Source organism: Mesorhizobium sp. C416B, from assembly GCF_030323165.1.
In the GTDB taxonomy this organism is placed as follows: domain Bacteria; phylum Pseudomonadota; class Alphaproteobacteria; order Rhizobiales; family Rhizobiaceae; genus Mesorhizobium.
Map to the genome: position 1 here is coordinate 2,783,677 of NZ_CP100471.1, position 26,680 is coordinate 2,810,356.

Annotated in this window: 25 protein-coding genes and 1 pseudogene; 17 read left to right on the forward strand and 9 right to left on the reverse strand. The window is 59.6% G+C overall.

Annotated elements, in window-relative coordinates:
* Window positions 1-106: 106 nt before the first annotated feature.
* The 6 genes from NLY43_RS13615 to hemP all read right to left on the reverse strand — a co-directional run bounded on the left by NLY43_RS13615 (window position 107) and on the right by hemP (window position 6,103).
* The gene (locus NLY43_RS13615) at window positions 107-604 is read right to left on the reverse strand and encodes a hypothetical protein (protein WP_023715661.1); all 498 of its coding nucleotides are present in this window, start codon (window positions 602-604) and stop codon (window positions 107-109) included.
* 1,001 nt (window positions 605-1,605) lie between these two features.
* Window positions 1,606-2,217 carry a nitrogen fixation protein NifQ gene (locus tag NLY43_RS13620; RefSeq protein WP_023687343.1) on the reverse strand — a complete coding sequence of 204 codons (612 nt, stop codon included), beginning with the start codon at window positions 2,215-2,217 and terminating at the stop codon, window positions 1,606-1,608.
* A 329-nt stretch (window positions 2,218-2,546) separates the two neighbouring features.
* Window positions 2,547-2,738, reverse strand: a complete 192-nt coding sequence (locus NLY43_RS13625; RefSeq protein WP_081725572.1) for a ferredoxin — start codon at window positions 2,736-2,738, stop codon at window positions 2,547-2,549.
* A 40-nt stretch (window positions 2,739-2,778) separates the two neighbouring features.
* Window positions 2,779-3,996 carry a cytochrome P450 gene (locus NLY43_RS13630; RefSeq protein WP_023727121.1) on the reverse strand — a complete coding sequence of 406 codons (1,218 nt, stop codon included), beginning with the start codon at window positions 3,994-3,996 and terminating at the stop codon, window positions 2,779-2,781.
* 844 nt (window positions 3,997-4,840) lie between these two features.
* Window positions 4,841-5,932 carry a hemin-degrading factor gene (locus NLY43_RS13640; RefSeq protein WP_023712668.1) on the reverse strand — a complete coding sequence of 364 codons (1,092 nt, stop codon included), beginning with the start codon at window positions 5,930-5,932 and terminating at the stop codon, window positions 4,841-4,843.
* Window positions 5,933-5,962: 30 nt separating this feature from the next.
* Window positions 5,963-6,103, reverse strand: a complete 141-nt coding sequence (gene hemP / locus NLY43_RS13645) for a hemin uptake protein HemP (RefSeq protein WP_023687345.1) — start codon at window positions 6,101-6,103, stop codon at window positions 5,963-5,965.
* Between the two features lie 500 nt (window positions 6,104-6,603).
* Here hemP and NLY43_RS13650 point away from each other — a divergent pair, with 500 nt between their 5' ends.
* The 17 genes from NLY43_RS13650 to NLY43_RS13730 all read left to right on the forward strand — a co-directional run bounded on the left by NLY43_RS13650 (window position 6,604) and on the right by NLY43_RS13730 (window position 21,779).
* The gene (locus tag NLY43_RS13650) at window positions 6,604-6,924 is read left to right on the forward strand and encodes a HesB/IscA family protein (RefSeq protein WP_023672207.1); all 321 of its coding nucleotides are present in this window, start codon (window positions 6,604-6,606) and stop codon (window positions 6,922-6,924) included.
* Between the two features lie 55 nt (window positions 6,925-6,979).
* Window positions 6,980-7,351, forward strand: a complete 372-nt coding sequence (locus NLY43_RS13655) for a hypothetical protein (RefSeq protein WP_156935585.1) — start codon at window positions 6,980-6,982, stop codon at window positions 7,349-7,351.
* A 15-nt stretch (window positions 7,352-7,366) separates the two neighbouring features.
* Complete coding sequence (gene nifS / locus NLY43_RS13660; RefSeq protein ID WP_023685015.1) at window positions 7,367-8,533, forward strand: cysteine desulfurase NifS; 1,167 nt, start codon at window positions 7,367-7,369, stop codon at window positions 8,531-8,533.
* A gap of 25 nt (window positions 8,534-8,558) precedes the next feature.
* Window positions 8,559-9,767, forward strand: a complete 1,209-nt coding sequence (nifV, locus tag NLY43_RS13665; RefSeq protein ID WP_023712671.1) for a homocitrate synthase — start codon at window positions 8,559-8,561, stop codon at window positions 9,765-9,767.
* A complete protein-coding gene (gene nifW, locus NLY43_RS13670; RefSeq protein WP_023687348.1) occupies window positions 9,764-10,144 on the forward strand; it encodes a nitrogenase stabilizing/protective protein NifW in 381 nt (126 codons plus the stop codon). Before nifV ends, nifW begins: the two co-directional genes overlap by 4 nt.
* A 183-nt stretch (window positions 10,145-10,327) precedes the next feature.
* Entirely contained in the window at window positions 10,328-11,179 is an 852-nt protein-coding gene (locus NLY43_RS13675) for an electron transfer flavoprotein subunit beta/FixA family protein (RefSeq protein WP_023672212.1), read from the forward strand.
* Between the two features lie 17 nt (window positions 11,180-11,196).
* Window positions 11,197-12,306, forward strand: coding sequence for an electron transfer flavoprotein subunit alpha/FixB family protein (locus NLY43_RS13680; protein WP_023685019.1), 1,110 nt, complete (start codon window positions 11,197-11,199; stop codon window positions 12,304-12,306).
* 10 nt (window positions 12,307-12,316) lie between these two features.
* Complete coding sequence (locus tag NLY43_RS13685; protein WP_023712672.1) at window positions 12,317-13,624, forward strand: FAD-binding protein; 1,308 nt, start codon at window positions 12,317-12,319, stop codon at window positions 13,622-13,624.
* Window positions 13,625-13,635: 11 nt separating this feature from the next.
* Window positions 13,636-13,935, forward strand: a complete 300-nt coding sequence (locus NLY43_RS13690; protein WP_023712673.1) for a ferredoxin family protein — start codon at window positions 13,636-13,638, stop codon at window positions 13,933-13,935.
* 51 nt (window positions 13,936-13,986) lie between these two features.
* Window positions 13,987-14,301, forward strand: coding sequence for a hypothetical protein (locus NLY43_RS13695; RefSeq protein ID WP_023672216.1), 315 nt, complete (start codon window positions 13,987-13,989; stop codon window positions 14,299-14,301).
* A gap of 373 nt (window positions 14,302-14,674) precedes the next feature.
* Window positions 14,675-16,153: a nitrogenase cofactor biosynthesis protein NifB gene (gene nifB / locus NLY43_RS13700; RefSeq protein ID WP_023703135.1), complete on the forward strand. Its 1,479-nt coding sequence runs from the start codon at window positions 14,675-14,677 to the stop codon at window positions 16,151-16,153.
* A gap of 31 nt (window positions 16,154-16,184) precedes the next feature.
* Entirely contained in the window at window positions 16,185-16,379 is a 195-nt protein-coding gene (locus NLY43_RS13705) for a 4Fe-4S dicluster domain-containing protein (protein ID WP_023672218.1), read from the forward strand.
* Window positions 16,380-16,477: 98 nt separating this feature from the next.
* Window positions 16,478-16,798: a nitrogen fixation protein NifZ gene (locus NLY43_RS13710; RefSeq protein WP_023703134.1), complete on the forward strand. Its 321-nt coding sequence runs from the start codon at window positions 16,478-16,480 to the stop codon at window positions 16,796-16,798.
* Window positions 16,795-17,007 (forward strand): putative nitrogen fixation protein NifT, encoded by a 213-nt coding sequence (gene nifT / locus NLY43_RS13715; RefSeq protein WP_023672220.1) that lies wholly within the window; start codon window positions 16,795-16,797, stop codon window positions 17,005-17,007. The genes NLY43_RS13710 and nifT overlap by 4 nt, the downstream gene beginning before the upstream one ends.
* A gap of 32 nt (window positions 17,008-17,039) precedes the next feature.
* Window positions 17,040-17,933 (forward strand): SIR2 family NAD-dependent protein deacylase, encoded by an 894-nt coding sequence (locus tag NLY43_RS13720; RefSeq protein WP_023712674.1) that lies wholly within the window; start codon window positions 17,040-17,042, stop codon window positions 17,931-17,933.
* 85 nt (window positions 17,934-18,018) lie between these two features.
* Window positions 18,019-19,887 (forward strand): ABC transporter ATP-binding protein, encoded by a 1,869-nt coding sequence (locus NLY43_RS13725; RefSeq protein ID WP_023712675.1) that lies wholly within the window; start codon window positions 18,019-18,021, stop codon window positions 19,885-19,887.
* Complete coding sequence (locus NLY43_RS13730; protein ID WP_023712676.1) at window positions 19,887-21,779, forward strand: ABC transporter ATP-binding protein; 1,893 nt, start codon at window positions 19,887-19,889, stop codon at window positions 21,777-21,779. Before NLY43_RS13725 ends, NLY43_RS13730 begins: the two co-directional genes overlap by 1 nt.
* Window positions 21,780-22,333: 554 nt before the next feature.
* On the opposite strand, the pseudogene NLY43_RS13735 reads toward NLY43_RS13730, so the two are convergent.
* The 3 genes and pseudogenes from NLY43_RS13735 to nifA form a co-directional block, all read right to left on the reverse strand.
* Window positions 22,334-23,373 (reverse strand): annotated as a pseudogene (locus NLY43_RS13735) (LLM class flavin-dependent oxidoreductase).
* Between the two features lie 88 nt (window positions 23,374-23,461).
* Complete coding sequence (hisC, locus tag NLY43_RS13740) at window positions 23,462-24,601, reverse strand: histidinol-phosphate transaminase (protein ID WP_023712677.1); 1,140 nt, start codon at window positions 24,599-24,601, stop codon at window positions 23,462-23,464.
* Window positions 24,602-24,836: 235 nt separating this feature from the next.
* On the reverse strand, window positions 24,837-26,603 hold the full coding sequence (nifA, locus tag NLY43_RS13745; RefSeq protein ID WP_023713710.1) for a nif-specific transcriptional activator NifA: 1,767 nt from the start codon (window positions 26,601-26,603) through the stop codon (window positions 24,837-24,839).
* Window positions 26,604-26,680: the final 77 nt, after the last annotated feature.

Genomic DNA, 26,680 nt, shown 5'->3' on the forward strand with positions numbered 1-26,680 from the left:
AACGCTGACTGTAAAAGCCCGCCAACCTTTCGGCGGGCGGGCTTCCACTGCCGGAACTGGAGAGTGTCATGTCGACAGCCCCGACAGGTCGGAAAGGGGTCGCTGGTTAGCGGCGCGAGATCAGCAAGCAGAGCCGGCGCAGCTCACGATCATAGGTATCTTCGTTGCTAAGCACTTCGACGCAGCGCTTCTTCATCCGAGTGACCTGGGCGTTCGACATATCGCCGACAACGCTAGCCAGATTCGGGTTGCTCGAAGCGGTCGGGTTGCTGGGGTTGGCGGCTGGATTGGTTCCAACGCCGACATTTACGTCGGTACCGACCCCGGTGACGACACCGACATTGGCGCCGCCGGTGCCGATGGAAGCAGTCGCTCCGCCAGTGCCGCCGACGGAGGCTGCGGCATTTGCCCCAGAACCGCCTAGGGATACGCTAGCCGTAGCGCCGCTGTTGCCGCCCACATTAGCGCTGGCGCCTCCGCTGCCGACGGATACCCCGCCGACGCCTCCGACATTAATTCCAGCTGCAGTCGCTGGCATGCAAAGAATTACGAGAACAGATCCGGCAGTCAGACTGCCCGTAAGAATTTCAAAAATTCTTGCCATAGTACGCCTCCTTTTTGCCCTGCAAAGGATGGGACATTTTTTGGGACCTACGGACCCCATAGTGACGCACTAGAGTTGAAAAACAACTTAACGGCCCGCGAAAGATTCGTTCTTGGATCAGTACTTGGTAATTCTCAGGAGTCAGATATAATAAAATTTTACTTTGGCTCCTACGTGATTTTTCCATTTGTCAAATAATATCATTCCCTAAGCACTCCAGGTGCGGTGCAACAAGGTTCAGGGATGACCGTCCGGCGATCAGTAAGCGGCTACTACCGCCGATCGGACATACAACGCTATATTAGCACCTTTTGACGAACCCGACCGGCGGGCCGAGCCAGAATCCCGTCAGCGCAAAACCTGCAAAATCGCTTCCGATGCTCGCCATTGACTAGCACGCAGGAAGTTCTGAGCGCCAAACACGGTGACCATCAACCTACGGCCGCTGGTAACTGTCGACGTCGAGCATTTCGCCTGGTTGAAAGCTATGTGGCGCCGAAGCGGAAGAAAACACTGCAGACCCCGTTTCCTAAAATCGTATCAGGGCATTAGCAGTGACGCCGAGCGGCCGCCGACCTATCGATTAACTCGGTCCGGAGCCAGAGCGTTATAAAGGAGCAAACACGCCAGAAGTGAGATGACGCTGCCTAGCAGTTGGTCTGCCGTCAGGCCGGAAAAATAAACGAGATCGAACGCCAGTACAGCCATCGCTCTAGCCACTCATGAATTGGAAAACCTAACGAGCTGGTCACCAAGTCCGGCCTGCTCAAGATCGCGCAACGTGTCCTTCAACTCCTTGCGCTTGTAGCGATTGATGATGCCGGCTTAGGTTGTGGCGGCATCTAACAAACATTCGACTCGCGCCTGCCATGACGACGACCCGCCGAAGCGAGCATCGCGAGCGCACAGTATTCAAATCCCCCAAGGCGTCCGTCGAGATTTGACAACAGACAGATGGCGCGGCGCGAGCTCTGACGCTGTACGACTGACGCAAGCGGCTCTCAATCCTGGGCGTTGTCCTTGGTCCGTGTGAGGCGGCTTTCGCCTTCCTCCGGGCCGAAGCAGCTTTCGAAATCATTGCAGTCCCGGCAACTGGGGGAGCTGCACAGCGAAAAGCCTTCGGCCTCGCAGAGCTTTCGGTAAAAGTATTTTTTCCATTTCATGTTTTGGGTGTTGCCGGCCGCCAGCGTCGGAAAATGCGAGGCGAGCAGGCGGCCGAGGTCGCTTCGACTAAAAAGGCCAAGGTCTTGCCAGAGGTGGTCATTGCGCATGGCACGCCGGGCGATGATCTTGGCGAAGCGGGCGCTTGCCTTGTCGTCGGGCCGGGCATGCGCCAGCAGCAGTCCGCGCAGAAGTTCTTCTTCCAGATCCGGCTCAGGCTCGCTCCCCTCTTCCAAGGCAAACGCGTTGATAGGAAAAGCAGGGAAACAGCGGGACAGGACATCGCGCAACTCGGCGCGCGAAAGTCCGGTTGCCTCCGTCGCCGTCGCCTCGCCGGCCTCGATCTCCTCGAGCGCACGTGAAAGCACACAGGCAAGCACATGCTGGTCGAACCTTCTCTCCAGCTGCGGCCATTGGCCGGTGCTGAGCCGGGCATAATGTTGGGCAAATATGGTGCGTTCTCCTGGTTTCGCCCTATCAAATCATGCAGAGACCCGGCCTGCCGCAACATGGGTCGGGCAGTTCTTCGGTACGGCACTCCGGGTCGCCTCGCGTCGAGTAGTTCGGCAATTCTCGTCTGGTCCATCGGCTCTGGCGCAAATTCTGTGATTCGAAGAGGTTCGCGAACCCCGGCCCTGCCGTTTGCGCCTCACGGGGAACACTGGCGCCGGAATTTGCCCCGCAGAGTTGGACGTGAACCGTGCGGGACAGAGGTCGCGTGCTGAGTGCGGCCACATGGTTCAAGCCAGACTCACGGTTGAATGCCGTCTCATCCAGAGCGTCAGCGGGTGAGTTCCAGCGCACGTTCAGGACAGGATCGCGCGCCTCGTGATGCAGGCAGTTCCTCCCCTTCCGCAACTTCAATGTCACCAGGCAGGATGTAACCGTCATTATCGAGTTTAAAGATGTCCGGCGCTTGCGCCGCGCATCGCGCGTGGCCCTGGCATTTGGCCTTTTGGACGATGATGCGCATGGCGCTGCCTCCATTGTCTGTGCCCGGGCTCGGGGCGGGCCTAAGACCAGTCCAGGATCAAATTTTCGATCCCGAACACATGGCCGCCAGAAGTTATCGGCGCCGTACCCTGCTTGATCCTGAAAGCCGGGATGCGCGCCAGCCACTCCTCCAGGCCAATGACAATCTCGCGCCGGGCAAGGTGTGAGCCAAGGCAACGGTGGGGACCATAGCCAAACGCTGCGTGGCGGTTGTCCTCCCGCTCCAAATCAATCGTGTTGGGGCATTCGAATTCCGCCGGGTCACGATTGGCAATCATCGTGGCGCAGGAAACATAGTCCCCCTTCCGGATCGGCGCGCCTTCGAAGTCGATATCTTTCGTGGCCACGCGGATCAACTGAATGGGCGGATAGGCCCGCAGCAATTCTTCGGTTGCGAGCGGGATGCGGTCCGGTTCGCTCCGCAGCAATTGCTGATCTTTGAGGTTGCGTGCGAGGTACGCCAAGTCAAAGCCTATAGCTGCTGCGACCGTGTCGAGCCCAGCGACGAAGACAAGCACGCCGATGCCGCGGACTTGGGTGTCAGTCAGCCGGCGGCCCTCGACCTGTGCCTGCACTATAAAGGTCATGAAATCGTCAACCGCCTCATCGCGGCGCATGGCTGCAAGTTCGTCGATGAATGCCACGATCGTCCGGGCAGCCACAGGTCGTTCCTTATCGTCGCCGTGGAGCAGATCTTTCCCCCAGCCGACGAATGTATCGAGTCGGTCATCAGGCAACCCCAGAAAGCGAAGAAAGGTGCTCACCGCGAAAGGAAAGGCAAAATCCTTCATCACGTCGCAGCTTGTGCGCGACGCGGCGATCCTTTCGATCAGCTCGACCGCCCGTTCGCGGACAGCCGGTTCCAAAGCCAACACCCGCTTTGGCGAAAGCAGCGGATTAAGCAGTGAGCGAAAGACGCCATGGGCCGGTGGATCGAGCTCAAGCGGGATCGTCGGCCAGTTCTCACCCAGTATGGAGGAGAAGATGCTGCGATGGCTGGAAAAAGTCTCTGCGTCCTGCAGCACCTTCCGCTGGTCCGCGGCACGGGTGATGACCCAGGTACCCCGGCCATCTTGCGTGTTGTAGCGGGAGTAAAAGATCGGAGGCCCGTCATGTACGCAAGCGACAGCTGCGTGTGGATCCCCGTTGGGTGTTGGTGGCATCCCTGGCGATGTAAACAGGCTGAAGTCCCTCACCATTTCGGGCGGGACATGATCTGGAACGGGGTTGGTCGCCATTTTGTTTTCTCTACATTGGCGTTCATGGCTCAATTGAGATTGCACCGCTGTTCATAAAGTCGATTTCCAGCATGGGCACGTCTCTTGTCGGGCGCCTTCTAGATTCTGTCGCCTGATACAGCCCACCTGCACCAGCGCGGATGAGATGGGTTGCGAAGTCGATCAGAGGGGCATCTCCGCCGCGCTCCGGTCATGAAGCAAAGCGGCTGCTTCCCCGTTAGGGTTGAGAGACTGGTCAATCACCTCTGCCCTGCTGATCAAATTGTCGAAGCAAGTCGCGTGCCGGATAGGGTAGCCATGGCGGTGCACCAAGCAATGCCAGCCTGCGCTGGGTCTGCCGCTGATGATCACCTGTCCATCATTCTTATGACAACGTCCGACAACCGACATCCGTGGTCGGTTTTGTCGAGCCCGCGACATCGGGCTGTTCGGCTTGGCTGTTGCTGCACAGCCTGCCGGTCGACGAGCGAGTAGATCGCTCGCACGGCCCGGATTGAGCAATGACGCGATCCAGCGCAAGGATCGGGTGCGGTCCGAGAAGACCCGACGGCGCTTGCGCGAGACGATCGGAAATATCAAAAAGGTCAAGCCGCGCTTCGGTTCGGCGCTGATGGCGTATGCGTTTTATCGCTCGCAGGCGCTGCAAGGCTTTTCCGGCAGACGGCGATGCACTCGTGCGCACCGGTGCCGACCGGCGACCAGCTTGACTGTATAGATGCGGTCCATTCCGGCGTGCATCACCTGACCATGCGCATGCGCTACGACGGCATCCTTTCCGCTCATGGACCTAGATTTGCTCGCGAGCCGCTGTCGGAACGTGGTGCTGAGTCCTATCGCGGCCAATTCAATCCGAGGACCTGTCGGTAGTCAACACACCCCTGGAGGTCGGACCGGGAACGCGTGGCAGACTCTCGGCCAGAAACCGCCAGTCGCTGCCCTCACGTTCGCCTTCCTTGCGCGTGCCGAAGAACTGGATGATCATCTTGCCGTCCGCGCCATAGGCTTCAATGGACGTAACGTGACCATCCCTCGTCGGCTTGCGCACGGCCCAGACCTCGCGGATGCGATGGGTCCTAAGATGCAGATGGAAGGTCTCTTCGAGCACATTGATCCGCGGCCCGATCTGCTTGACCGACCTGATCGGGCCGGAATGGATCTGAATGCAACCACGATTGCCGACAAAGCACATGATCGGCATCTCGTCTTCGGCCGCCTGTTGGAACAGGGCGCCAATGGCATCATTGTCGAGTAGCCAGGCGTCATCCTCGTCGGCCATACGCATCGCCTGGCAGCGGCTGAGCTTCAGTGTCTTCAACATATGGTAGAACTGATGCACGTCGCTTAGCCGGCCCCAGTGCTCGCGTAGGTCGTCGACCGTGGTGGCGTGGTCTGGACTCACTGCGTTATCGCGCGCCCCGCTCGCCTCGAGCGATATGATCGGCTCCTGGTCGGGGGATACAAGCTCTGCCGTCAGATCCTGATAGGCCTGCAGGTTCGAGGCGGGCGTGAGATGAGCTTTGTGCATCGCCTCGCCGGTGGCATCAAAGAATTGCAGGCTGCGGCGGATCTCGGCCCCCTCGCGCTTCTCGACGGCGAAGCCATACGCCCAGGCTTTCGGGAAGATGCGCAGGTCGATCTCGTCGCCGAGCAGTATGGCATGCTGGTTGCCGGTGACCACTTTGCCGTAGACGCCAATCTTTTGGTGCACGGCACTTTCGTTGCTGGTGACCGCCATCACCTCGCCGGCCGCTTCGAGGCCGGTCAGCAGATCATCGACGCGCGGCTCGATGCGCACCGCGCCGTGACCACAATGCGCCGCGACCAACTCGGCTTCCGAAATGCCCAATCGAGCGGCGAGATCATGCTCCCGGATCTTCGGATTGTCTTTGCACGCCCGCCGGATTTCGTCGGGCGACGGTTTCTCGCGTTGGTCCATGCTTACCCCTGTTTCTACGACGTGTGAGGATCATCTGCCCTGCCCGGGAACCTTCAGCCGATAAGGCGCGCCGAAATGCTCGATCCTGATCTGCTGCTGGCCCATGAACAAGGTGTCGCTGGACAGCGTGCGCACGGCGTCGCACCAATGCGAAAACCGGCGAGCAGCCACATGCCGATGGCATCCCATCGAGCCGGTCGGCGGCTACTGGGCGGTGGTGAGCCAGTATGGATGTTGTCGCAATCGGCCAAGCGGGCATTCGGATGCCACGAGCGGCGCTGCTTTGCCAACAACGCGTATCTGACCACGGTCCTGACATGTTACTCCCTTGCTTCGCCCCATCCATCGCGATGGCACCCACGGCATGGTTGTGGATCGGCATGCTCTTGCCGTCTCGCCAAACGGAGCTTCAAAAACCGTGCCAATTGCGCCGAGGCAAGCTCAGAAGAAGTTCTGTCCTTGGTGATGTGAGTTCACCCAAGAACTCAGGCCAACATCCCTCGTGCCGGACCCGACAAACCCGACAGCACGTGTCGATTGGCCGACACCTTATCAGCAATCAAGAGGCACCAGTGCGAGAGATGCCGCGCTGTGTTGAAACGTTTTTTGGCTTTGGCACGGTGCATGCAACGTGATGGGCAAGCAGGTCGCGGACTGAGGAGAATGGAGCCATGATTACGCTCACCGACAACGCTGTTGCCGCCTTCAAGACTGCTCTTTGCCGTGCCAGCGAGCCGGCGGAAGGCTTTCGCATTATGGTCGAGGCCGGCGGCTGCGCAGGCTTCAAATACTTAATGGGCCTGGAGAGCGTGTCGCGCGAGGGCGACGCGATCACTGACACAGATGGGGTCAAGCTGTTCGTGGACGCGGGCTCCCAACCCCATGTAGCCGGCATGACCGTCGACTTCCTCACCGGGCTCCAATCTTCCGGTTTTGTCTTCGATAACCCCAATGCGCGCGAAAAGTGCGGCTGCGGCAAGTCCTTCAGTTAAACGCCCGAAGCGTCTGTGCGGCCGACAGAGTGATTTTGCGGCAGAGGAGACTTATATGGCCGGCACAACAGATGTCCCCGTCCTAAAAAAAAAGACAAGGTCAAAGCCGATCTCGGGACCGCCATTCGCTCCCAGTAGGATTCAAAGAACGTCGCCTCCCGAAGCAGCTCGGTTCCTGGTGGCACCCGAGCTGCTTGCGGACAAATCGCGCCGCTGCGCCAAATTCGGCTCATCGGTAGCGTTATCGCGTTCGGGCGTCCTTACCTGCGGGCTGACCTACGGCCACTGCGAACATGTCCATATCGACGGAGATCCGGTTTACGTCAAACACTCCGGGCGCCTGCGCGCGCTGCCAGTTCAAATGATCATCAACGGCATGCGCCAGAGGCTCAACGAGTCGGTCTACCGCTCGCGTCATTCTGTTTAACTGAGGATCGCACCTATGAAGCCTGTCTACCTCGACAACAACGCAACCACACGGGTCGATCCTGAGGTCGTGCAAGCGATGTTGCCGTTCTTTAGGGATCAATTCGGCAACCCTTCGTCGGCACACGCTCTTGGCGCCTCAGTCAGTGCGGCGGTGAGAAAGGCGCGGAGGCAGTTGCAAGCTCTGATCGGCGCGGAGTTCGAGGATGAGATCACTTTCACCTCGGGTGGGACAGAAAGCGACAATGCAGCGCTTCTTTCAGCGCTCGAGGCGGCGCCCAACCGAACCGAGATCGTGACGTCCGCGGTCGAGCATCCCGCCGTGCTGACGCTCTGCGCGCATCTTGAGAAGACCCGCCGCCTCAAGGTGCACAGGATCCCGGTGGATTGCCGTGGTCGGCTCGATCTCGACGCCTATATGGCCGCCCTCACCCCACAGGTTGCAATCGTGTCAATAATGTGGGCGAACAACGAGACTGGTGTGATCTTCCCCGTGGCAAGGCTTTCCGAGTTGGCCAAGGAAGTGGGCGCCCTATTCCATACCGATGCTGTGCAGGCGGTCGGCAAGCTTCCGATGGACCTGAAGTCGACCGCAATCGACATGCTGTCGCTCTCCGGCCACAAGCTGCACGGGCCGAAAGGGATCGGTGCGCTTTTCGTAAAACGTGGCGTCGATTTCCATTCGCTGATCAAGGGGGGTCACCAAGAGCACAACCGGCGTGCTGGAACCGAGAATACGCCCGGCATAGCCGGGCTCGGCACGGCGGCCGAACTCGCCTTGAAATTCATGGACGACGAGACCACACGGGTAAAGTCGCTCCGCGATCGCCTGGAGGGCGGGATCCTCCAGCGCATCCCAAGCACCTGTGTCACTGGTGATCCCTTGCAACGGTTGCCCAACACCGCAAACATCTCCTTCGAACATGTCGAAAGTGATGGAATTCCACTTCTCCTCAGCCGCATTGGCATCGCGTGTTCCTCTGGCTCGGCCTGCACCTCCGGCTCTCTGGAACCAAGCCATGTCCTAAGCGCGATGAAAACGCCACACGCGGCAGTCCGCTTCTCCTTGGCGCGGGACAACAGCGAAGAGGACATCGACCGGGTGCTCGAGGTCATGCCGGGAATCGTGGGGAAGCTGCGCAGCTTTTCCGGTTCTGGGCCGGGTAGTCCGGTCTATGCGTGAGCCGCAGAAGAACAGGCTGCCTGTCATGACCGGTCATGTCTCCCTCAACGATACGACCTTGCGCGATGGCGAGCAGGCGCCGGGCGTCGCCTTCACCACGACGGAAAAGCTGGAGATCGCTGAGTCTCTTGCGGCGGCTGGCGTGACAGAGATCGAGATCGGCACGCCGGTCATGGGCGTCGACGAGATGGAAACAATTCGCGCCGTGGTAGCGCGGCGTCTTCCGGTTCGGCTCATGGCCTGGTGCCGGATGACGTCGTTGGATCTCGATGCAGCGATCGAGAGCGGCGTCCAAGCGGTCAATTTGTCGCTGCCTGCGTCGGACATCCAACTTGCCGCCAAGCTCGGCCTCGACAAGGCGGGAGCGCTCCAGGTCATCGATCATATGGTCAGGCGCGCCGCCGATGCCGGCTTCTTCGTCGCGGTGGGCTGCGAGGATGCCTCGCGGGCCAATCGGGATCATCTCGCCCGCGTCATCGAGACGGCCGCACGCGCCGGCGCAAGCCGCGTGAGGCTGGCCGACACAGTCGGTGTTCTCGACCCGTTTTCGACCTTCGAACTTGTCGCCCAGCTCGTGGTGCAGTCTCCAATCGACCTTGAATTTCATGCGCACAACGATCTCGGACTTGCTGGCGCCAACACGCTGGCGGCGATCCGCGCAGGCGCGCGCCATGCCTCCGTCACCGTCCTGGGGCTCGGCGAGCGTGCGGGCAATGCCGCGCTGGAGGAGGTGGCCGCCGCAATGGCAGTCTTCGACGGCGCAGACACCGGCATTGAGCTGACCGCATTGCCCGGCCTCGCCGCCCAGGTGGCTTGGGCCGCCCGCCGGCAGACCGCAGCCACTAAGCCGGTCGTCGGCGCCGATGTTTTCACCCACGAATCCGGCATTCACGTCGCAGGGCTGCTGAAGGACTCGCGTACTTATCAGGGGCTCGATCCGACTCTCGTGGGCCGCTGCCGGCGGATCGTCATCGGCAAGCATTCCGGCGCCACTGCGATTGCCCATGTGCTGAGCGAAAGCGGTCGCGATCTCGACCCGGATCTGGCAGCCGCGATGGTGGCCCGCGTCCGACGCGAGGCGGCCGAGACCAAATCGACCGTCACTGCAACTCGACTGGTCGAGCTCTACGATGGAATGTGCAGCGAGCCATCCCTCATCGAGCTGTGCGGGTCCAAGTCAGCCGTGCGCGAGCGCACAGAGGCCACAGTTTTGCGACCAGGAAGAATGCAATGAATTGTTCCGCTGACAGCCGCCCCATGGATGTCACCGACATCCTCGCACGACTGAAGCGCTTGTCGGCTGCAGAGGAATTCTTCTCAGTCCTAGGCGTCGCCTATGACCCGAAGGTACTGAATGTCTCGCGGCTCCATATCATGAAGCGTGTGGGCCAATACCTCGCCGAAGAAGATTTCTCCGGTCTGCCCGACCAGGTGATTGCCGCGAGGGTGCGCGCGACGCTCGAACGAGCTTACGAGGACTTTGCGATTTCCTCGCCGCTCACGCATCGGATTTTCAAGGTGCTCAAGGACCACGATCCGAACAAACCTGCCGCGCCGGGTCACACCTTTGTTCCGTTCGACTCGGTACTGAAGCGGTTCGGACGGGAATGATCGGCGACAAGGGTGCGACGCGACAATGTCGAGCAGCCGCCAAATGCGGTCATCACCACAGCGCCGTCAGAAGCAACCAGCCGAAGTTGTAGGAAAGGGGAGCGCAAGAGACTTGGCACGAATAATGCGGACAAAGGAGAAACCGCAATGCCGGACCCGGACAGGAGCCTAGAGAAACCGCCAATGCACATCGTAATCTGCATCAAGCAGGTGCCGGACTCGGCACAGATAAGGGTCCATCCGGTCACGAACACGATCATGCGCCAGGGTGTTCCGACCATCATCAACCCTTACGACCTGTTCGCCCTCGAAGAAGCGCTCAGACTGCGCGACGCACATGGCGGCGAAGTCACTGTGCTCACCATGGGTCCGCCCATGGCAGAGGACGCGCTGCGCAAGGCGCTCGGTTACGGCGCCGACCGAGCGGTGCTCTTGACCGACCGCTATTTTGCCGGCTCCGACACGCTGGCAACCTCGTTCGCCCTTTCCCAGGCAATCGCGAAGATTGGCGAGACGTTCGGCACGCCAGACCTCGTCTTCACCGGCAAGCAGACGATCGATGGCGACACCGCCCAGGTCGGGCCCGGCATCGCCAAGCGCCTCGGACTCCTGCAACTGACCTATGTCGCGAAGATCCCTTCTGTCGACCTTGCTGCACGCGAGATCAAGGTCGAGCGCCGTTCCGAAGGCGGCACACAGATGCTGAAGAGCAGGCTCCCTTGCCTCATCACCATGCTGGAAGGCACAAACGAGATCCGCCGGGGCTCGATCCAGGACGCCTTGTGCGCCGCGCGCAGCCAGGTCTTGAAATGGAGCGCGGCCGACGCCGGCATTGAGGATCTCACCAAATGCGGCCTGCGCGGTTCACCGACGGTCGTCAAACGTGTTTTCGCCCCTCCTGCTCGAGCTGAAAAGGCGGCACAAATCGACACCGCCGAGAAGGCCTTGCGCGATGTCGCTGACGAACTCATCACCGCAATCTTCACCCGCCAGCCGGCGCTGGAACATGAGCTCGCCTTTAACGGCGGCGCGTGACGGCAAGGAGCAAAACGATGTCGACCGCGAACGGAGAAACCCCTCGCCCTGCCGCCGGCCGCGCCGGCATAAAGAAGGAATTGCCCGCCCATTTCAAGGACTATCGGCACGTTTGGGTTTTCATCGAGCTCGAACGTGGCGAGGTCCATCCGGTATCGTTCGAACTGCTCGGCGAAGGCCGCAACTTAGCAGACAAGCTTCAGGTCCAGCTTGCAGGTGTCGTGCTTGGACCGCCGGGAGAGGCCGTGGGGAACGCCGTTGCCGAAGCATTCGCGTATGGCGCTGACCTTGTCTACATCGCCGAGGCGCCCCTGCTCGCCGACTATCGGAATGAACCTTTCACCAAGGCGTTGACGGATCTGGTCGATACCCACAAACCCGAAATCCTTCTTCTCGGTGCCACCACACTGGGCAGGGATCTTGCCGGCTCCGTGGCGACGACCTTGCAAACGGGGCTCACGGCCGACTGCACCGAACTCGATGTAGATACCGACAGTTCGCTCGCCGCCACGCGTCCGACTTTCGGCGGTTCCTTGTTGTGCACGATCTATACGCTCAATTTCCGCCCGCAGATGGCGACCGTGCGGCCGAGGGTCATGCCCATGCCGCAGCGGACGGATAAACCGGTCGGGCGTGTCATCCGGCACAAGCTTTCGCTTGCCGAGGACGAGATCGCTACCAAAGTCCTCGGCTTCCTGCCGGACAATCAGTCGGCGAAGGCAAACCTTGCCTATGCCGACGTCGTGGTTGCGGGAGGCCTTGGTCTTGGCGCGGCGGAGAACCTGCAGCTTGTGAAGAACCTCGCACGAGCAATCGGCGCCGAGCACGGCTGTTCGCGTCCGTTAGTCCAGAAGAGCTGGATGCCAGCTGATCGGCAGATCGGCCAAACTGGCAAGACGATCCGGCCGAAGCTTTACATAGCGGCCGGGATTTCCGGCGCCGTCCAGCATCGGGTTGGCGTGGAGGGGGCGGATCTCATCGTGGCCATCAACACCGACCCGAACGCGCCGATTTTCGATTTCGCTCACCTCGGAATCGTCACCGACGCGATCCGCTTCCTGCCCGCACTGACGGAAGCCTTCACCCGGCGGCTGTCGCCCCACAGTCGCGATAAGCTTTCGAGCTAAGGGGATGGACATGATCGAGGAAAACTTCGACGCCATTGTTGTTGGGGCAGGCATGTCCGGAAACGCAGCTGCTTACACCATGGCCAGCCATGGCCTGAAGGTGCTGCAGTTGGAGCGGGGTGAATATCCGGGCTCCAAGAATGTCCAGGGTGCCATCATGTACGCGAACATGCTGGAGAAGATCATCCCGGATTTCCGGGATGATGCGCCTCTCGAGCGGCATTTGGTTGAACAGCGGCTTTGGGTGATGGACGACACATCCCATACAGGGATTCACTATAGGTCGGACGACTTCAATGAGGCGAAGCCCAACCGGTACACGATCATCCGTGCCCAGTTCGATAAATGGTTTTCGCGTAAGGTGCGCGCGGCCGGCGCGACCGTTCTGTGCGAGACGACCGTGACGGAACTCATCCGTGATGCCAATGACAGGGTGATCGGCGTCCGCACAGACCGGGCGGGCGGAGCCATCTACGCGGACGTGGTCGTTCTCGCAGAAGGTGTCTGCGGACTGCTTGGCACTCGAGCCGGCCTGCGCGAGATGCCAAAGCCGCAAACCGTGGCCCTCGCCGTCAAGGAAATGCATTTCTTGCCCGAAGAGGTCATTGAGCAGCGGTTCGGCGTAAAGGGCGATGAGGGCTGCGTGATCGAGGCGGTGGGCACGACCTCCCGCAGCATGGCCGGGCTCGGCTTCCTCTATACCAACAAGGAGTCCATCTCACTGGGCATTGGCTGCCTCGTCTCCGATTTTGCGGCGATGGTCGAGAGCCCCTACGTTCTCCTTGATGCCTTGAAGAGCCATCCTTCGATCCGGCCGCTGATCGCCGGCTCGGAAGTGAAAGAATATTCCGCACACCTCATTCCCGAAGGCGGCTACAAGGCTATTCCGCAGCTCTTTGGCGATGGTTGGGTCGTGGTCGGCGATGCCGCGCAACTGAACAACGCCATTCACCGCGAGGGTTCGAACCTCGCCATGACCTCCGGCCGCATTGCGGCTGAGGCAATCGTCGAGGTCAAGAGCCGCAACGGTCCGATGAACAAACGGAATCTCGCCCTTTACAAAGCCATGCTGGACAAGTCCTTCGTGGTCAAGGACCTGAGGAAATACAAAGACATGCCGGCCTTGCTCCACACCAATTCATGCAATTATTTCACGACTTATCCGCGGTTGATGTCGCAAGCTGCGCAGAACTTCATGCGTGTCGACGGCACGCCGAAGATCGAGAAGGAAAAGGCGACCACGGCGGCCTTCATCAAGGCGCGCTCGCGCTGGGGGCTGGTCAGCGACGCGGTCCGCCTTGCATTGGCGTGGCGCTGAGGGGAGACGAAATGAGCAGCGCAGCGACGAAGTCACGTGTCGAGGACAAGCTTTACCAGAACCGCTACTTGGTGGATTCCGGCCGCCCGCACATCAAAGTGCGACCGCACCAGAAGCCGAGCGCGAATTTGCTCGCGCTGACCCACGTCTGCCCGGCGAAATGTTATGAGTTGAACGACAAGGGTCAAGTGGAGATCACTGCCGACGGCTGCATGGAGTGCGGCACCTGCCGTATTTTGTGCGGGACGACTGGTGAGATCGAGTGGAACTATCCACGCGGCGGTTTCGGAATCCTCTTCAAATTCGGATGACCGGCGCACGCATGCCCTAAGCAGATACCGCGCTCAGGGACTCTACGATATGTGAAGGTGCTGACCGCGCCAAGCGAGCTGGAGATTACGCTCGCCATACGCTGGGCAATTGTCGTGAACGTCCTGCCCACGTTTCTGCAGACGGGTGATGGAGAAGTCGTCGTCTGGACGCTGAAGGAGAGCCGGAGATTGCCGCCACTGCCGGCAACACCCACGCACCTCAATCAGGCACTCGCCGCCTCATACCACAGGCTGTACCAGATCGAGCGGATTGCGGCTGCCGGCCAGTCGCATCGGCGCCTCCGCAGCAAGGTATCTCCCCTTACGGCCGGCGTCCGAACCATGCCGCTTGTCGCCCGCATCTGACGGAACGCTAGTGGCTGATCGACGCGATTGACAAGGCCGGTTGGGTTTTGCCAGGGCGGCTCGTATCCCTGGCCTCACGCCCTGGATAATCGGCTACGCCCTGCGCCGGCATGGTATCAAGGTTAAGAAATTCGGGACGTCGTGATGACGTCAAGCGTAAGCAGCCCGGAGTGGTCTCGCTCACACTCTGCGCGCCCGAGGCTGCTAGCCTCGCGACCCTATTTGCCTGTCCACTGTCGTAAGCCCGACAGGTGTGTCGGAGCAATCCGAAGGAATGTGACACGGGAAGCCTATTCATGAACCGAAACAGCTCTTTGGGCTGGCATAGCTCTTGCGCTTTGAACTGCGACATCACGCAGCAACGGAGCCGTTCATGTCTGCACCGGCAATTTCGCTTGAGAGCCTCAGCACGACATTCGGTGACCAGTTGCTTGGCACCATGAAACTCGGGGGCTGCGCGTCTTCGTCCTGCGGCTCGTCGACAAAGCCCGACGACACGGATCCGGCTGTCTGGGAGAAGATCAAGGATCACCCCTGCTTTTCAGAAGAGGCTCATCACTATTTCGCGCGTATGCACGTCGCGGTCGCGCCGGGCTGCAACATCCAGTGCAACTACTGCAATCGCAAATATGACTGCGCCAATGAAAGCCGGCCTGGGGTGGCCTCTGAAAAGCTGACGCCCGATCAGGCGCTACGCAAGGTGATCGCGGTCGCCAATGAGGTGCCGCAGCTTTCCGTGCTCGGCATCGCCGGACCGGGCGACGCCTGCTACGACTGGAAGAAGACGAAGGCGACCTTCGCCAGGGTCGCCAGGGAAATCCCAGACATCAAGTTTTGCATATCCACGAATGGGCTGGCGCTGCCCGACCATGTCGATGAGCTTGCTGACATGAATGTCGATCACGTGACGATCACGATCAACATGGTCGACCCTGAGGTCGGTGCAAAGATCTATCCTTGGATCTTTCACGATCATCGCCGCTACGTCGGCATTGAAGCCACCCGGATCCTGCACCAGCGGCAGATGTTGGGCCTGGAGATGCTGACCGCGCGGGGCATCCTCACCAAAATCAACTCGGTGGTGATCCCGGGCGTGAATGATGAGCATCTGATCGAGGTGAATAGATGGATTAAGGAGCGAGGCGCGTTCCTGCACAACCTTATGCCGCTGATTTCGGACCCGGCCCACGGCACGCACTACGGTCTGAGCGGGCAGCGCGGCCCAAACGCAATGGAGATGAAGGCTCTTCAGGATCGTGTCGAAAACGGCGCCCAGTTGATGCGCCACTGCCGGCAGTGCCGGGCAGATGCCGTGGGCCTGCTCGGAGAAGATCGTGGCCAGGAATTCACAGTCGACCGGATTCCCGGCGAGGTCACCTACGATGCCAGCAAACGCAAGGCCTATTGGGAGCTGGTCGCGGAGGAGCGCCGTGATCACGTCGAGGCTAGGAGAGAAGCGATCGGATTGGTCAAGGCAGCGAGCCCCGGCAAGTCCCTTCTCTTCGCGGTGGCGACCAAGGGCGGCGGCCGCGTCAATGAGCATTTCGGCCATGCGAAGGAATTCCAGGTTTATCAAGCCTCGCTGAAAGGGATCAGCTTCGTCGGGCATCGGAAGGTGGACAAGTATTGCCTTGGCGGCTGGGGCGCAGAAGCCGCCCTCGATGGCGTCATCGCAGCGCTTCAAGGCATAGATATCGTGCTGTGCGCCAAGATTGGAAATTGCCCGCAGGATCAGCTCGCGGAGGCTGGAATCAGAGCCACCGACGCCTGTGCCCATGACTATATCGAGACAGCAATCAGCGCGATTTACATCGCCGCATCTGGGACCCCCACACTCGCGGCGACGGCCTGAGCTGTCTCATTCATTCGGACCAGGAGTTAAAATGGCTTTCAAGATCATCGCATCCCAATGCACCCAATGCGGCGCCTGCGAATTCGAATGTCCTTCCGGCGCGATCAAGTTCAAAGGCGAGAGCTACGTGATCGAGTCACAGAAGTGCACCGAATGCGAGGGGGTCTTCGATGCGCAGCAATGTGCCTCGGTATGTCCGGTGCCGAAGACCTGCGTTCCTGCGTAACGGACATTGGACTGCCGACATGGTTGGGGGCTGCCTACGCAGGACGCCTGGAACGCCTTGTTCGCAATCTCAGCCGCAAGAGAAATCAGGGAACGGACATGTCGCTCGGACGCGAAGAGGAGATCGAAATCCGCAGGCCTCCACGATTCATGCCGGGAGAGCGGGTACGTGCCACTCGCCACATAAAGAATGACGGCACCTATCCTGGCAGGGAGATCGGCGAAAATCTCGTGCGGAAGGGGGACGAGGGATATGTGCGCGACATTGGCACCTTTCTCCAGCAGTTCTTCATCTATGCGGTCGAGTGGATCGACCGTGGCACCGTAGTCGGTATGCGAGCGCGTGAACTGATGAGCCTCGACGAGGCCGAGGCGCCCTGCAGTGCTGAAAGCAATACCAATGAAGGGATGGCCAGATGAAAGTCATGATCCGCAGGACCGATGCTGGTTTGTCAGCGTATGTCCCCAAAAAGGACCTCGAAGAGCCGATCATCAAACTCGAGAAGGAAGAGTTGTGGGGCGGAACGGTCACGCTCAGGAACGGGTGGCGGCTCCTCCTACCCGATCTCCCACATGATACGCGTCTGCCGATCACCGTCGAGGCAAGGAAGATTTCCGAAGAGGGCTGATGCTGCCCCTAGGTGCGTCGCGAGGAAACGAGATGAACACGATCCTGACATCGGGCCACCTCGTCATTGTGCGGGACAGTTTTGCTGAAAAGCTGCTTGACCTGGCGAAGGGAGCGCTCGCCGCCGATGAGGTGATCCCCTATCTCGGTCCGGGTCTTCTTGAGTTGAACTGTGTGGAACCGCCTGTGCCGCATACCCCGGAGGTTGTTGCCGCGGCACTCAATGCACGGGCTCCAGCGCCTTCCAGGATCCGCACCAATATGTGGTCGGTTGCGCAGTTCATCGAACAGCGCCGGCATCGCCGGACGCTTCAAGCTTGGATGACCGACATATTCGCAGCGCCGGTGGGGCCGACCCCCTTCCACGCCTGGCTCGCAAGGCTGCCACTTTCCCTCATCATCGACAGCTGGTATGACAGCGCGATGCGCACGGCTCTGGTAGAGACCGGCCGAACGGACGTCGTTGAGATACAAGGCGTCACGCGCGCGAATGAAATCGGCAACATTTGGACGAAAACCTACGATTTGTCCGGGAGGGAGCTCGACCCCCGATTGGGGGCCAAGACGGTTCTCTATTCACCTCACGGGAGTATTACGCCCGCGCAAAACTTTCTCGTCGCAGATTCCGACTACGTCGAAGTCCTGTCCGAAATTGATATCCAGACACCGATCCCAGACGCTGTGAAGGAACGGCGCATCACCCGTGGATTTTTCTTCGTTGGCTGCCGCTTCAACGATCAGATGCTGCGCACCTACGCCAGACAGATCATGAAGCGCTCCCGCGGTCCCTATTGCACCGTAATGGACGCGGAAACCCTGACCAGAAACGAAGCGCGTTTTCTTGCGGCAAGCGGAATCACGGTGATCGACATGCCACTAAGTCAAGCGGCGGCTCGGCTTGTGGGAACGGGCACGGCTGCAGGTTGAGGACGGGATTAACAATGGCGGATGCCTTTGATGATGTCTGCTTCGGCTTTCCTCGAAGGCGCAAAATGCAGTCGGGAATACACCCGTGAACAGTGAAGCTGTCAGCGGCGCAACGAACGCACTGAATTCGTTGGCCCATGTTGAAGCGGCGCGCTGGGGCCGGGATTTGAGTACGCTGTTGCGCATCACGCGTATGAATCTGCGCCATCCGTGGCAGGTTGCCCTCGCTATGGGCTCGACGATCATGGCGGCAATCCTCCAGTTGCTCATTCCCCAGCTTCTCGGCCGGGCTGTCGACCAGACCCAGACAGCTATCGGGGGCGGTGTCGCGGGGGCTGCGGCAGGACAAGCGCTCTGGGCCCCGGCTCTCCTGCTGCTCGCCGTCAGCGCGCTACGCGGCGTTTTCACGATGGCGCAGAACTATTTTGCCGAAGCCGTCGGGCATCATGTCGCGTACGAATTGCGGCTCGCCTACTACGACAAGATCCAGCGTCTAAGCTTTTCCTTTCACGACCGGGCCCATTCAGGCGATCTGATAACCGCCGGAATGCTCGATCTCGAAGGCGTGCGGATGTATTTTTCCACCGGGCTCATGCGGGTGCTCCTGCTGACGATGCTGATCGGGATTGGCGCTTACATGATGATCTCGACCGATCCCGTGCTCGGCTTGGCCGCGCTCAGCTTCGTGCCTTTTGTCGCTTGGCGCTCATCGACCACACAGCTTAGGCTGCGCGCCACCTGGCTCGACCTCTATGAGCGCCTTTCGGTACTAAGCCGCGTGATGAAGGAAAATCTCGCAGGTATCCGTGTGGTCCGCGCTTTTGCGGCTCAATCCTATGAGATGCTGAAGTTCGACGGCGCTTCCAAGAACGCGCTCGACCTCGCCAACGATCTCGTTGACATCTACGTACCCAACACGTCGGCGATGACCTTGTCCTACTTTTTCGCAATGGGATTGGTGCTTGGGATCGGTGGCAACAAGCTCGTCGCTGGCGAGATCAGCGTCGGAACCATGGCGACCTTCCTGACCTTCATGACCATGCTGCAAATGCCAGTCCGCCAGATCGGTCTCATGGTCAATGCGTTTGCCCGCGCTTCTAGCTGCGGTTCGCGGCTTTTCGGTCTCCTCGATCAGGAGATCACCATCAGGGATGCTCTCGAGGCCAGACCGCTTGAGATAAGTGACGGCACTCTGCGCTTCCACAATGTCTCATTTGCCTACCCCAACGCCGAAAACCGCGCCATTCTGAAGAACCTCAGCTTTGAGGCCCGGAGAGGCGAGACGATCGCGATCGTCGGTCCGCCGGGTTCCGGCAAATCGACGATGGCTCATCTGGTCCCCCGCTTTTACGACGTGACCGGTGGCGCCATCACGTTGGACGGCCAGGACATACGCAATGTCACCCTCGAGAGCCTTCGCAAGGCGGTCGCGGTTGTACAGCAGGATGCGTTCCTATTCACCACAACGATCGAGAACAACATCGCTTATGGCGATCCCTGGGCGAAGAGACAGCGAATTGAACGCGCTGGAGAATTCGCCCAGCTCCACGACTACATCCTCGGGCTCCCGGCAGGGTATGAGACGGTCGTGGGCGAACGCGGCGTTTCTCTCTCTGGCGGCCAGCGCCAGCGTCTCACGATTGCTCGCACCATGATGCTGCGCCCCTCCGTCATCATTTTCGACGACTCGATGGCCGCGATCGATGCCGGCACCGAGCTGCGCATTCGCGCGGCGATGCGGCGCTTCGCAAAGGATCGGGTGACGATCATCATCGCGCACCGGCTGAGTGCGCTTAAGCATGCCGATCAAATCCTTTTTGTCGATAACGGCGAAATCGTAGAACGCGGCACGCATGAAGAGCTTCTGGCGAAGCGGGGACGCTACAGGGCCCTTTACGATCTCCAGACGTGCCCGGGTGATAGCATTATTAGCCAGGATGGGGGCGCCCGCTGATGGACCAGGGCCGCGGCGAACTCGAAGCCGAACCTGACGACGGGAGACGCCCTCCGCGCGCGGTCGTCGGCTCGCACCGGATCGAGGAGGAGATGTTCGGCCGGGCTTTCGACAAGAGCATCCTCCGTCGCATCTGGGGCTTCGTCCATCCCTACCGGGCAAAGGTAGTTGTCACGATTGTCGCGATGCTGATCTTCACCGGGACGCAGCTTCTCATCCCCTTGATCATCCGCTACGCGATCGACCTCGGCATGAACCCGGCAAGGCCCGATCGCTCAGCCCAGCTTGCGGCCGTCGGCGCGTTCCTTTCGGCGATTTTGGTCAATTTCGCCGCCGGCTACATGCAGGAAGCCTTGGATGGGAAAATGGCCGAAACTGTCCTGTTCGACATCCGCCGCGCCATGTTTGGCCATCTGCAAAAGGTTTCGCTCTCTTTCATGGACAAGACCGAGGTCGGACGCCTGATGTCGCGCCTGCAAGGCGACGTTAACTCCATACAGGAGTTCCTGGAAACCTCGGTATATTCCCTAGGCGATGTTGCGCTTCTCTTCGGCATCGTTTTCGTAATGCTGTGGCTCGACTTTCGCCTCGGCCTCCTGACGCTATCGGTTCTGCCGATCCTGGTGATCGTCCGCATTGTCTGGTTGCCGCGTGCCCGCGACGCCTTCATGGCTGCACACGAAACCAATTCCGTCGTCAATGGCGCGCTGGCCGAAGCCATTCACGGCGTGCGGACCATACAGTCAATGGACCGCCAGCAGGTGAATTTCAGTCTTTTTGACGATCGGGCCCATGCCAACCTCAGGACCCACCTGATCGCTGCCAGATATGCACTGGTCATGGTGCCCATCGTCGATGGCATCACCGGCCTCGCCTTGGCCGCCGTTATTGTGGTCGGCGGCTCGATGGTCATGAATAGCCGTATAGATGTGGGCGTGTTGGTAGCCTACCTATTTTACATCCAGCGCTTCTTTGACCCGATCCGCTCACTCACCCTGCAATATTCGGTCATGCAGCGCGCCATGGCCTCAGGCAAGCGCCTGACGGATGTGCTCGACGTCAAGATCGATGTTAAGGACAAACCCAATGCCGAGGTGCTTTCGCCCGAAATGGACGGCTCGGTCGAGTTTAGGGACGTCACCTTCGGCTACGATCCGAACCGTTCGGTTCTGAAAAATGTCTCGTTCAAGGTCAATCCGGGCGAGACGGTCGCACTAGTCGGACCGAGCGGTTCTGGCAAATCGAGTGCGATGGCCCTGGTCCACCGCTTCTATGATGTTCAGCAGGGTCAGGTGCTGGTCGGCGGACATGATGTACGCGACCTCACCCAGGAATCGCTCGGCCGCCAGGTCGCCATGGTGCTGCAGGAGCCATTCCTGTTCACCGGGACGGTCTTCGAGAACATTCGATACCAGAAGACGGAAGCCACGCGCGACAAGGTGATCGAGGCGGCCAAGGCTGTCGGCGCGCATGACTTCGTCATGAGCCTCGCCGACGGGTATGAGACCCAACTTGGCGAACGCGGCGACAACTTATCTCTCGGCCAGCGCCAGCTTATCAGTTTCGCCCGCGCCCTCGTCGCTGACGCCAAGATCCTCGTGCTCGACGAAGCTACCGCCTATATCGACAGCTACACGGAATTGCAGATTCAGAAGGCTCTGATCAAGCTGCTTGAAGGGCGGACTGGCCTCGTCATCGCCCACCGTCTCGCCACGGTCCGGGGGGCCGACCGCATCATCGTGCTTCAGAATGGCCAAGTTATTGCGACTGGCAACCACGATGAGTTAATAGCCATGGGCGGCCTGTATTCCAAACTCTACTATCTCAACTACGCCTCCTTCGACGACCTTCCCGAACACGATACCACCGTCCAAGCTGGCTCTCAGACCTGACATCTTGGCGGCCTTGTGGTAGTGGCGTTGACTTTCGGGCGTGTCGGCAGACCACTCAGGCCACCGCATCCGGCCAGCAGCCAGCACTCAAGAACGAGCACTCCTCGCAATTCGTGAAGACCGGCTGCGAACGATTTCCTCCAGCATCGTATCCGACCGCGGTGCACCACCATCATCGGGCGAGCTCGCTGGAGGTGTTGGCTGGGCGTCGCAAAGCCGCTCGCGAGCGCGCCCTCAATAGCGCCGTAGCGAGCGACGGCTTTGCCACCGACGGGCCGCTGATGAAGCTGGCTTAGTGGGCGCCGCACCGACGCCGCCCCGGGCGAGAAGAACCTCCTGCGGCTGGCTATGGGCAACGACTAGCGCCAGCGCGACGAGCAGACGCGTGCCGGCATCGTGACGCGCTCGGCTACCCTCTCCTTAGGATCGTGCATGTTCACACGATGGCCCAGACGCCAGCCAACGCACAAGCTGGTATTCTGTGCCGCCTGCTCGTCGTCAGTTTGGCCTCCTCCCGATTGCCCGCCCCACCACGTGCAAGCTCGAGCACATGGTCAGCCAAGTCGAGCCATGATTTCGGACTGAATGGTCCTCGCGGTGTAAAGGGAAGCATCTAGCGGCAGATTTCCAAATGCCATTTGACAAAGCAGGTAGTTGGCACCTGCCTCTTCCAACTGATCTAGCAGAGCTTTTCGCACAGACTCTGCTGATCCTACCACGCACAATTCACTCTCGACTGCCGCATCGAAGGTTAGCGGCAAGTTTGGTGGAGTGGGGATAGCGTTAAGCTCGTAAAGGAATTGGAAGCTCTTGAGCCAGCGTGCGTAAGCAGGTGCCGCGAGCGAATAGGCATGTGTGTCACAACGCCCAATCACGACCATGCGGAGCAATCCGACAAATCTCCCTTGATCCCCCCGCCTGCGTTGTCCTCTCGATAGGCGCGGAACGCATCAGTAGTTTTGCGAACAGAAGAGGAAGGTCCTACACACGCGATATTTGTTCCATTCGCAGCGGCCCAAGCTGTGGACTCGGGTCGATTGGCAGCGACCCATGTGGGCGGATGTGGACGCTGATGAGGTCTTAGCGTCAAAGGAACGTCATTGAGATCAAAATGGCGGCCTTGATAGCATAGCGTGCCGACCTCCCTCGAATTCACAAGTATTTGCATAAGAATTTCGCTGGCTTCGGCATAACGGCCCGGCACCGCGTCCGCACCAATCCCGAAGTAGCCCAATTCGGTCGGGAGAGCACCGCGCCCTATGCCCAGTTCGAGCCTGCCACCGCTCAACTGGTCCAGCATACAGATCTCTTCGAACGCACGCAGCGGATGATAAAGCGCAAGCAGCATCACCAAGGGTCCGAGACGCAAGCGCCGGGTGCGCTGGGCGACGCTCGATAAGAACAGATTCGGCGATGGACCTCTCCCATGGGGAGTACAGTGGTGTTCTGCGAGATGATAGGCATAGAACCCTAGCTGATCGCACGCCTCTGCTAATATCAGGCGATCTTCGTACTGCCGGCCTATATCGCGGCCATCCTCATCCAAATGATCGAAGATGCCGAAAGCCAGGTTTGAAGGAAAGACGTTTGTCACTCTTTAAGTCCCCGATTTTAAAAGCAGGCTGTTTTCTTGCTGGGATCACCAGCAAGTCGGAAGAGATGTGTGTGATCGCCGATTAGCGTCAGCGTAACGAAGAAGCAGAGCCTGACGCTTCCCTGCCTCTGGAGCTTGGCACCGTTAAGCTTCCAGCAATGTCGCCAGCGGCAGCAAGAAATTCATCCATCTGCTCTTTTGTGCCGATGCTGACGCGGATACAGTGTTCCAAGCCTTTGTCCGGAAAAAACGCGACAAGTATCTTTTGCCTCTCCAATGCTGCTTGCCACCATGAGCCGTCCTGTCCCGCGGGCACACGGGCCAGCAAGAAATTTGCGCGGGAGGGTGTTACGGAAAATCCGAGTTGCGATAGTGCAACTGTCACTCGCTCTCGTTCATCCTTGATGTGCTTGTGGTTGTCTGCGTAGGCGCCGCGATGCTCAAGCACGCTGATACCAACGGCATGCCCGATCACGTTCATGTTGAAGACGTTCTGGATGTTTCGCAGCCTTCCAATAATTTCAGGGTGACCGAAACCGAAACCGACGCGAATGCCGGCGGCGGCATAGCTTTTCGAGAATGACCTCAAGACCAGAAGGTTCGAATACCGGTTGATGAGGCGCAGTCCGTGATCGGGTGCAAAGTCGACGTAGGCCTCATCGAGGACAATCAAGCGGTCCGATTGTGCTACGAGGCGTTCGATATCGCTTATCGGGAGGAATGTTCCGGTCGGATTGTTTGGATTGGCCAACATAATAAACTTGGCGTCTTTTGCCGGACCAGAAAGCAATTGCTCCATTGGCAGGGAATGAGCTTGACATCCGATTTCGAGGAACTCAGCGCCCTGGAGCATGGCAAGTTTGCGGTTGAACGAAAACCCTGGCGACATCATCGCAACCTTGTCGCCGGGTGCGAGGAAAGCTCTGTAGATCAGTCCGAGCAGTTCAGACGACCCGTTGCCAGCGATGACCTGATCCCTGGAAACGCCATAGGCGCTGGACGCTGTTTCCCTCAGTCTGGAGTTGTCGTCATCCGGATATAGATACTGGCGCTTGAGGGCCGCCACTGCACTTTGCATTATGATTGGCGGCAACGGAAACGGGTTCTCATTCGTATTCAGCTTGATAAAATTTCCGTCCGGCGCTGGTCCGTTGGACGGCAGAGCATCCAACTGTCGTGTCACTTGCGAAAGAGCCGAAAGCACAGTTTGCAGTTTTGCATCGGACATATTTTACTCCGTTTCAGTCACACAGGGGGCATCCGTATGAGCTCGCAACGAGAGCAACATGGCGGACGAGATTGACGATGGCAGGGTTGCCTTTCACACAATGGTCGCAGCGCCGGCTGAGATGGGAATTCGGCCAGGCTGTCCTCGGTCGAATCGAGTTGACGCGGACGCGGATCTGCATCGCTGCGCGGCGCCAAGGCGCTAAGCGGCTCAGCTCATGCCCAGGGTCATGCTTTCAAAGACGCTTGATCTCGACGCCATATTTCCTCAGCACGTAGCCAATCTGACGCGGGGTCAGCCCAAGCAGGCGCGCTGCCTTTGCCTGCACCCAGCCACATCTTTCCATGGCAGCAATGACGCGCTCTATGTCCGGCGTCCTCGCCCCAATTGGGTGGGTTGCGCCGGCAAGCGGGACTGTACTCGCGGCCGAACTGGCGGCCGCGTCCGGCGGCGTGGCCAAATTCGCTGACTCCGACAGGATCGGCGGTGGTTGCAGCGCGGCCTTGCCCGATCTGCACTTCCACAGCGCCTCGGCAAAGCATTGGCCTTGGGAGCAGGCAAAGTCGTTTCTCCCGATTGACAGTCCCTCGGCCAGGATCGCTGTCCGGTGCACGCAATTTTCAAGCTCGCGAATGTTGCCGGGAAACTCACATTTCATCAGCACTTCAATCGCACGCGGATCGAAGGTGAGCGTACAGCCGTTCTCGTTGTTGAACTTCTTGAGAAACTCAGCTGCGAGGAGCGGAATATCGCTGCGCCTTTGGCGCAATGCTGGTACCAGCAAGGGAACCACGTTGATGCGGTAGTATAGGTCGGCGCGGAACTCATTCCTTGCAACCGCCTCTTCCAGGTTCCTGTTCGTGGCGGCAATCACGCGAACATCGACCTTGATGGTCTGATTGCTGCCGACGCGCTCAAACTCCTGCTCCTGCAGCACGCGCAGTAGCTTTGCCTGGAACGAGGCCGAGATCTCGCCAATCTCATCCAGAAACAACGTCCCCTTGTCAGCGAGCTCAAAGCGCCCCTTGCGGGAATTGAATGCGCTTGTGAAGGCACCCTTCTCATGACCGAACAATTCGGATTCCAGGACTGTCTCTGGGAGCGCTGCACAATTGAGTTTAACGAAGGGCCGCTTGGCGCGCGGCGACAACTCGTGAATTGCCTTGGCAGCCAGCTCCTTCCCGGTACCGGACTCACCTCGCAACAGAACTGTGGTTTTTGCCTTCGCTACGACCGCGATCTTCTCCAGCAGGGCGCTTATCGCCGGACTGTCACCAATCATCCCCTCGACGTGAACCTTTTTGCGCCGGGGTGCAGGGTGCTTAACATCAGAAAATTTCGTTTGCAGCCGATGTTCCAGCTCCGGCGCTCGCTCGCTGTCGGCCGCGGAGAAGCGATGCAACTTGACTGTCTGTCCCACCATGTTGGCAATCATGGTGAGCAGCCGGACATCATCGTCGAGCCGATAGCTTGACCTGCTTTCCAAAACCCGGTCCAAAGTCAGCGCGCCTATGGCGTTCCCATCAACACGAATGGGAACGCCGATGAACGACACGGCGTCGGAGGCCCCAAGCACTTCGATATCAGTGGCAGTGAAGGTCGGATGCATCGCTATGTCGTCGGCGACGAGCGGCGTGTCGGTCGTGACAATCTGATCGATGGCGTTGCGCGGCAGGCGCGACCGGGAGGGCTCATTGCCGTTCGTGCCGCAGCCGCTGGCCACTGTGATGTCCAGTCCGCCCTCGGCACCGCAGAGAGCGATGATGCCGTGCCGCATCTGCACAAACGAGTGCAGGAGATCGACTACCTTGGCCAACTTGAGTTCGAGCCGGGCGGCATCGGCGAGTACTTTCGATATTTCGAAGATGCCGGTTAGCGCGCGCTCGTGCAATGCCACATTCGCAGGATTCGTGTCGGGCTTTGGACAACCCTTTATCGCATTCGGCAGCGATATGCCGCAGTCGCGGGCATTCTGTTCTGACTTGCTAATGTTGTGGTGCATGTGATCCTCGATCTCGCGCCATCAAATCTAGGCTGGCGGCATGTGCGCCCGCGACGTCGCGGGCACGCGCGAAAATG

Bases quoted from the DNA above. Each gene is read 5' to 3' on its own strand.
- nifS (WP_023685015.1), top strand. From the start codon at position 7,367: ATGAAGCCTGTCTACCTCGACAACAACGCAACCACACGGGTCGATCCT.
- nifA (WP_023713710.1), bottom strand. From the start codon at position 26,603: ATGCACCACAACATTAGCAAGTCAGAACAGAATGCCCGCGACTGCGGC.
- NLY43_RS13650 (WP_023672207.1), top strand. From the start codon at position 6,604: ATGATTACGCTCACCGACAACGCTGTTGCCGCCTTCAAGACTGCTCTT.
- NLY43_RS13720 (WP_023712674.1), top strand. From the start codon at position 17,040: ATGAACACGATCCTGACATCGGGCCACCTCGTCATTGTGCGGGACAGT.
- NLY43_RS13640 (WP_023712668.1), bottom strand. From the start codon at position 5,932: ATGGACCAACGCGAGAAACCGTCGCCCGACGAAATCCGGCGGGCGTGC.
- NLY43_RS13625 (WP_081725572.1), bottom strand. From the start codon at position 2,738: ATGCGCATCATCGTCCAAAAGGCCAAATGCCAGGGCCACGCGCGATGC.
- NLY43_RS13615 (WP_023715661.1), bottom strand. From the start codon at position 604: ATGGCAAGAATTTTTGAAATTCTTACGGGCAGTCTGACTGCCGGATCT.
- hisC (WP_023712677.1), bottom strand. From the start codon at position 24,601: ATGTCCGATGCAAAACTGCAAACTGTGCTTTCGGCTCTTTCGCAAGTG.
- NLY43_RS13630 (WP_023727121.1), bottom strand. From the start codon at position 3,996: ATGGCGACCAACCCCGTTCCAGATCATGTCCCGCCCGAAATGGTGAGG.
- NLY43_RS13710 (WP_023703134.1), top strand. From the start codon at position 16,478: ATGTCGCTCGGACGCGAAGAGGAGATCGAAATCCGCAGGCCTCCACGA.
- nifV (WP_023712671.1), top strand. From the start codon at position 8,559: ATGACCGGTCATGTCTCCCTCAACGATACGACCTTGCGCGATGGCGAG.
- NLY43_RS13655 (WP_156935585.1), top strand. From the start codon at position 6,980: ATGGCCGGCACAACAGATGTCCCCGTCCTAAAAAAAAAGACAAGGTCA.
- nifB (WP_023703135.1), top strand. From the start codon at position 14,675: ATGTCTGCACCGGCAATTTCGCTTGAGAGCCTCAGCACGACATTCGGT.
- NLY43_RS13685 (WP_023712672.1), top strand. From the start codon at position 12,317: ATGATCGAGGAAAACTTCGACGCCATTGTTGTTGGGGCAGGCATGTCC.
- NLY43_RS13680 (WP_023685019.1), top strand. From the start codon at position 11,197: ATGTCGACCGCGAACGGAGAAACCCCTCGCCCTGCCGCCGGCCGCGCC.
- NLY43_RS13730 (WP_023712676.1), top strand. From the start codon at position 19,887: ATGGACCAGGGCCGCGGCGAACTCGAAGCCGAACCTGACGACGGGAGA.
- NLY43_RS13675 (WP_023672212.1), top strand. From the start codon at position 10,328: ATGCACATCGTAATCTGCATCAAGCAGGTGCCGGACTCGGCACAGATA.
- nifT (WP_023672220.1), top strand. From the start codon at position 16,795: ATGAAAGTCATGATCCGCAGGACCGATGCTGGTTTGTCAGCGTATGTC.
- nifW (WP_023687348.1), top strand. From the start codon at position 9,764: ATGAATTGTTCCGCTGACAGCCGCCCCATGGATGTCACCGACATCCTC.
- NLY43_RS13690 (WP_023712673.1), top strand. From the start codon at position 13,636: ATGAGCAGCGCAGCGACGAAGTCACGTGTCGAGGACAAGCTTTACCAG.
- NLY43_RS13705 (WP_023672218.1), top strand. From the start codon at position 16,185: ATGGCTTTCAAGATCATCGCATCCCAATGCACCCAATGCGGCGCCTGC.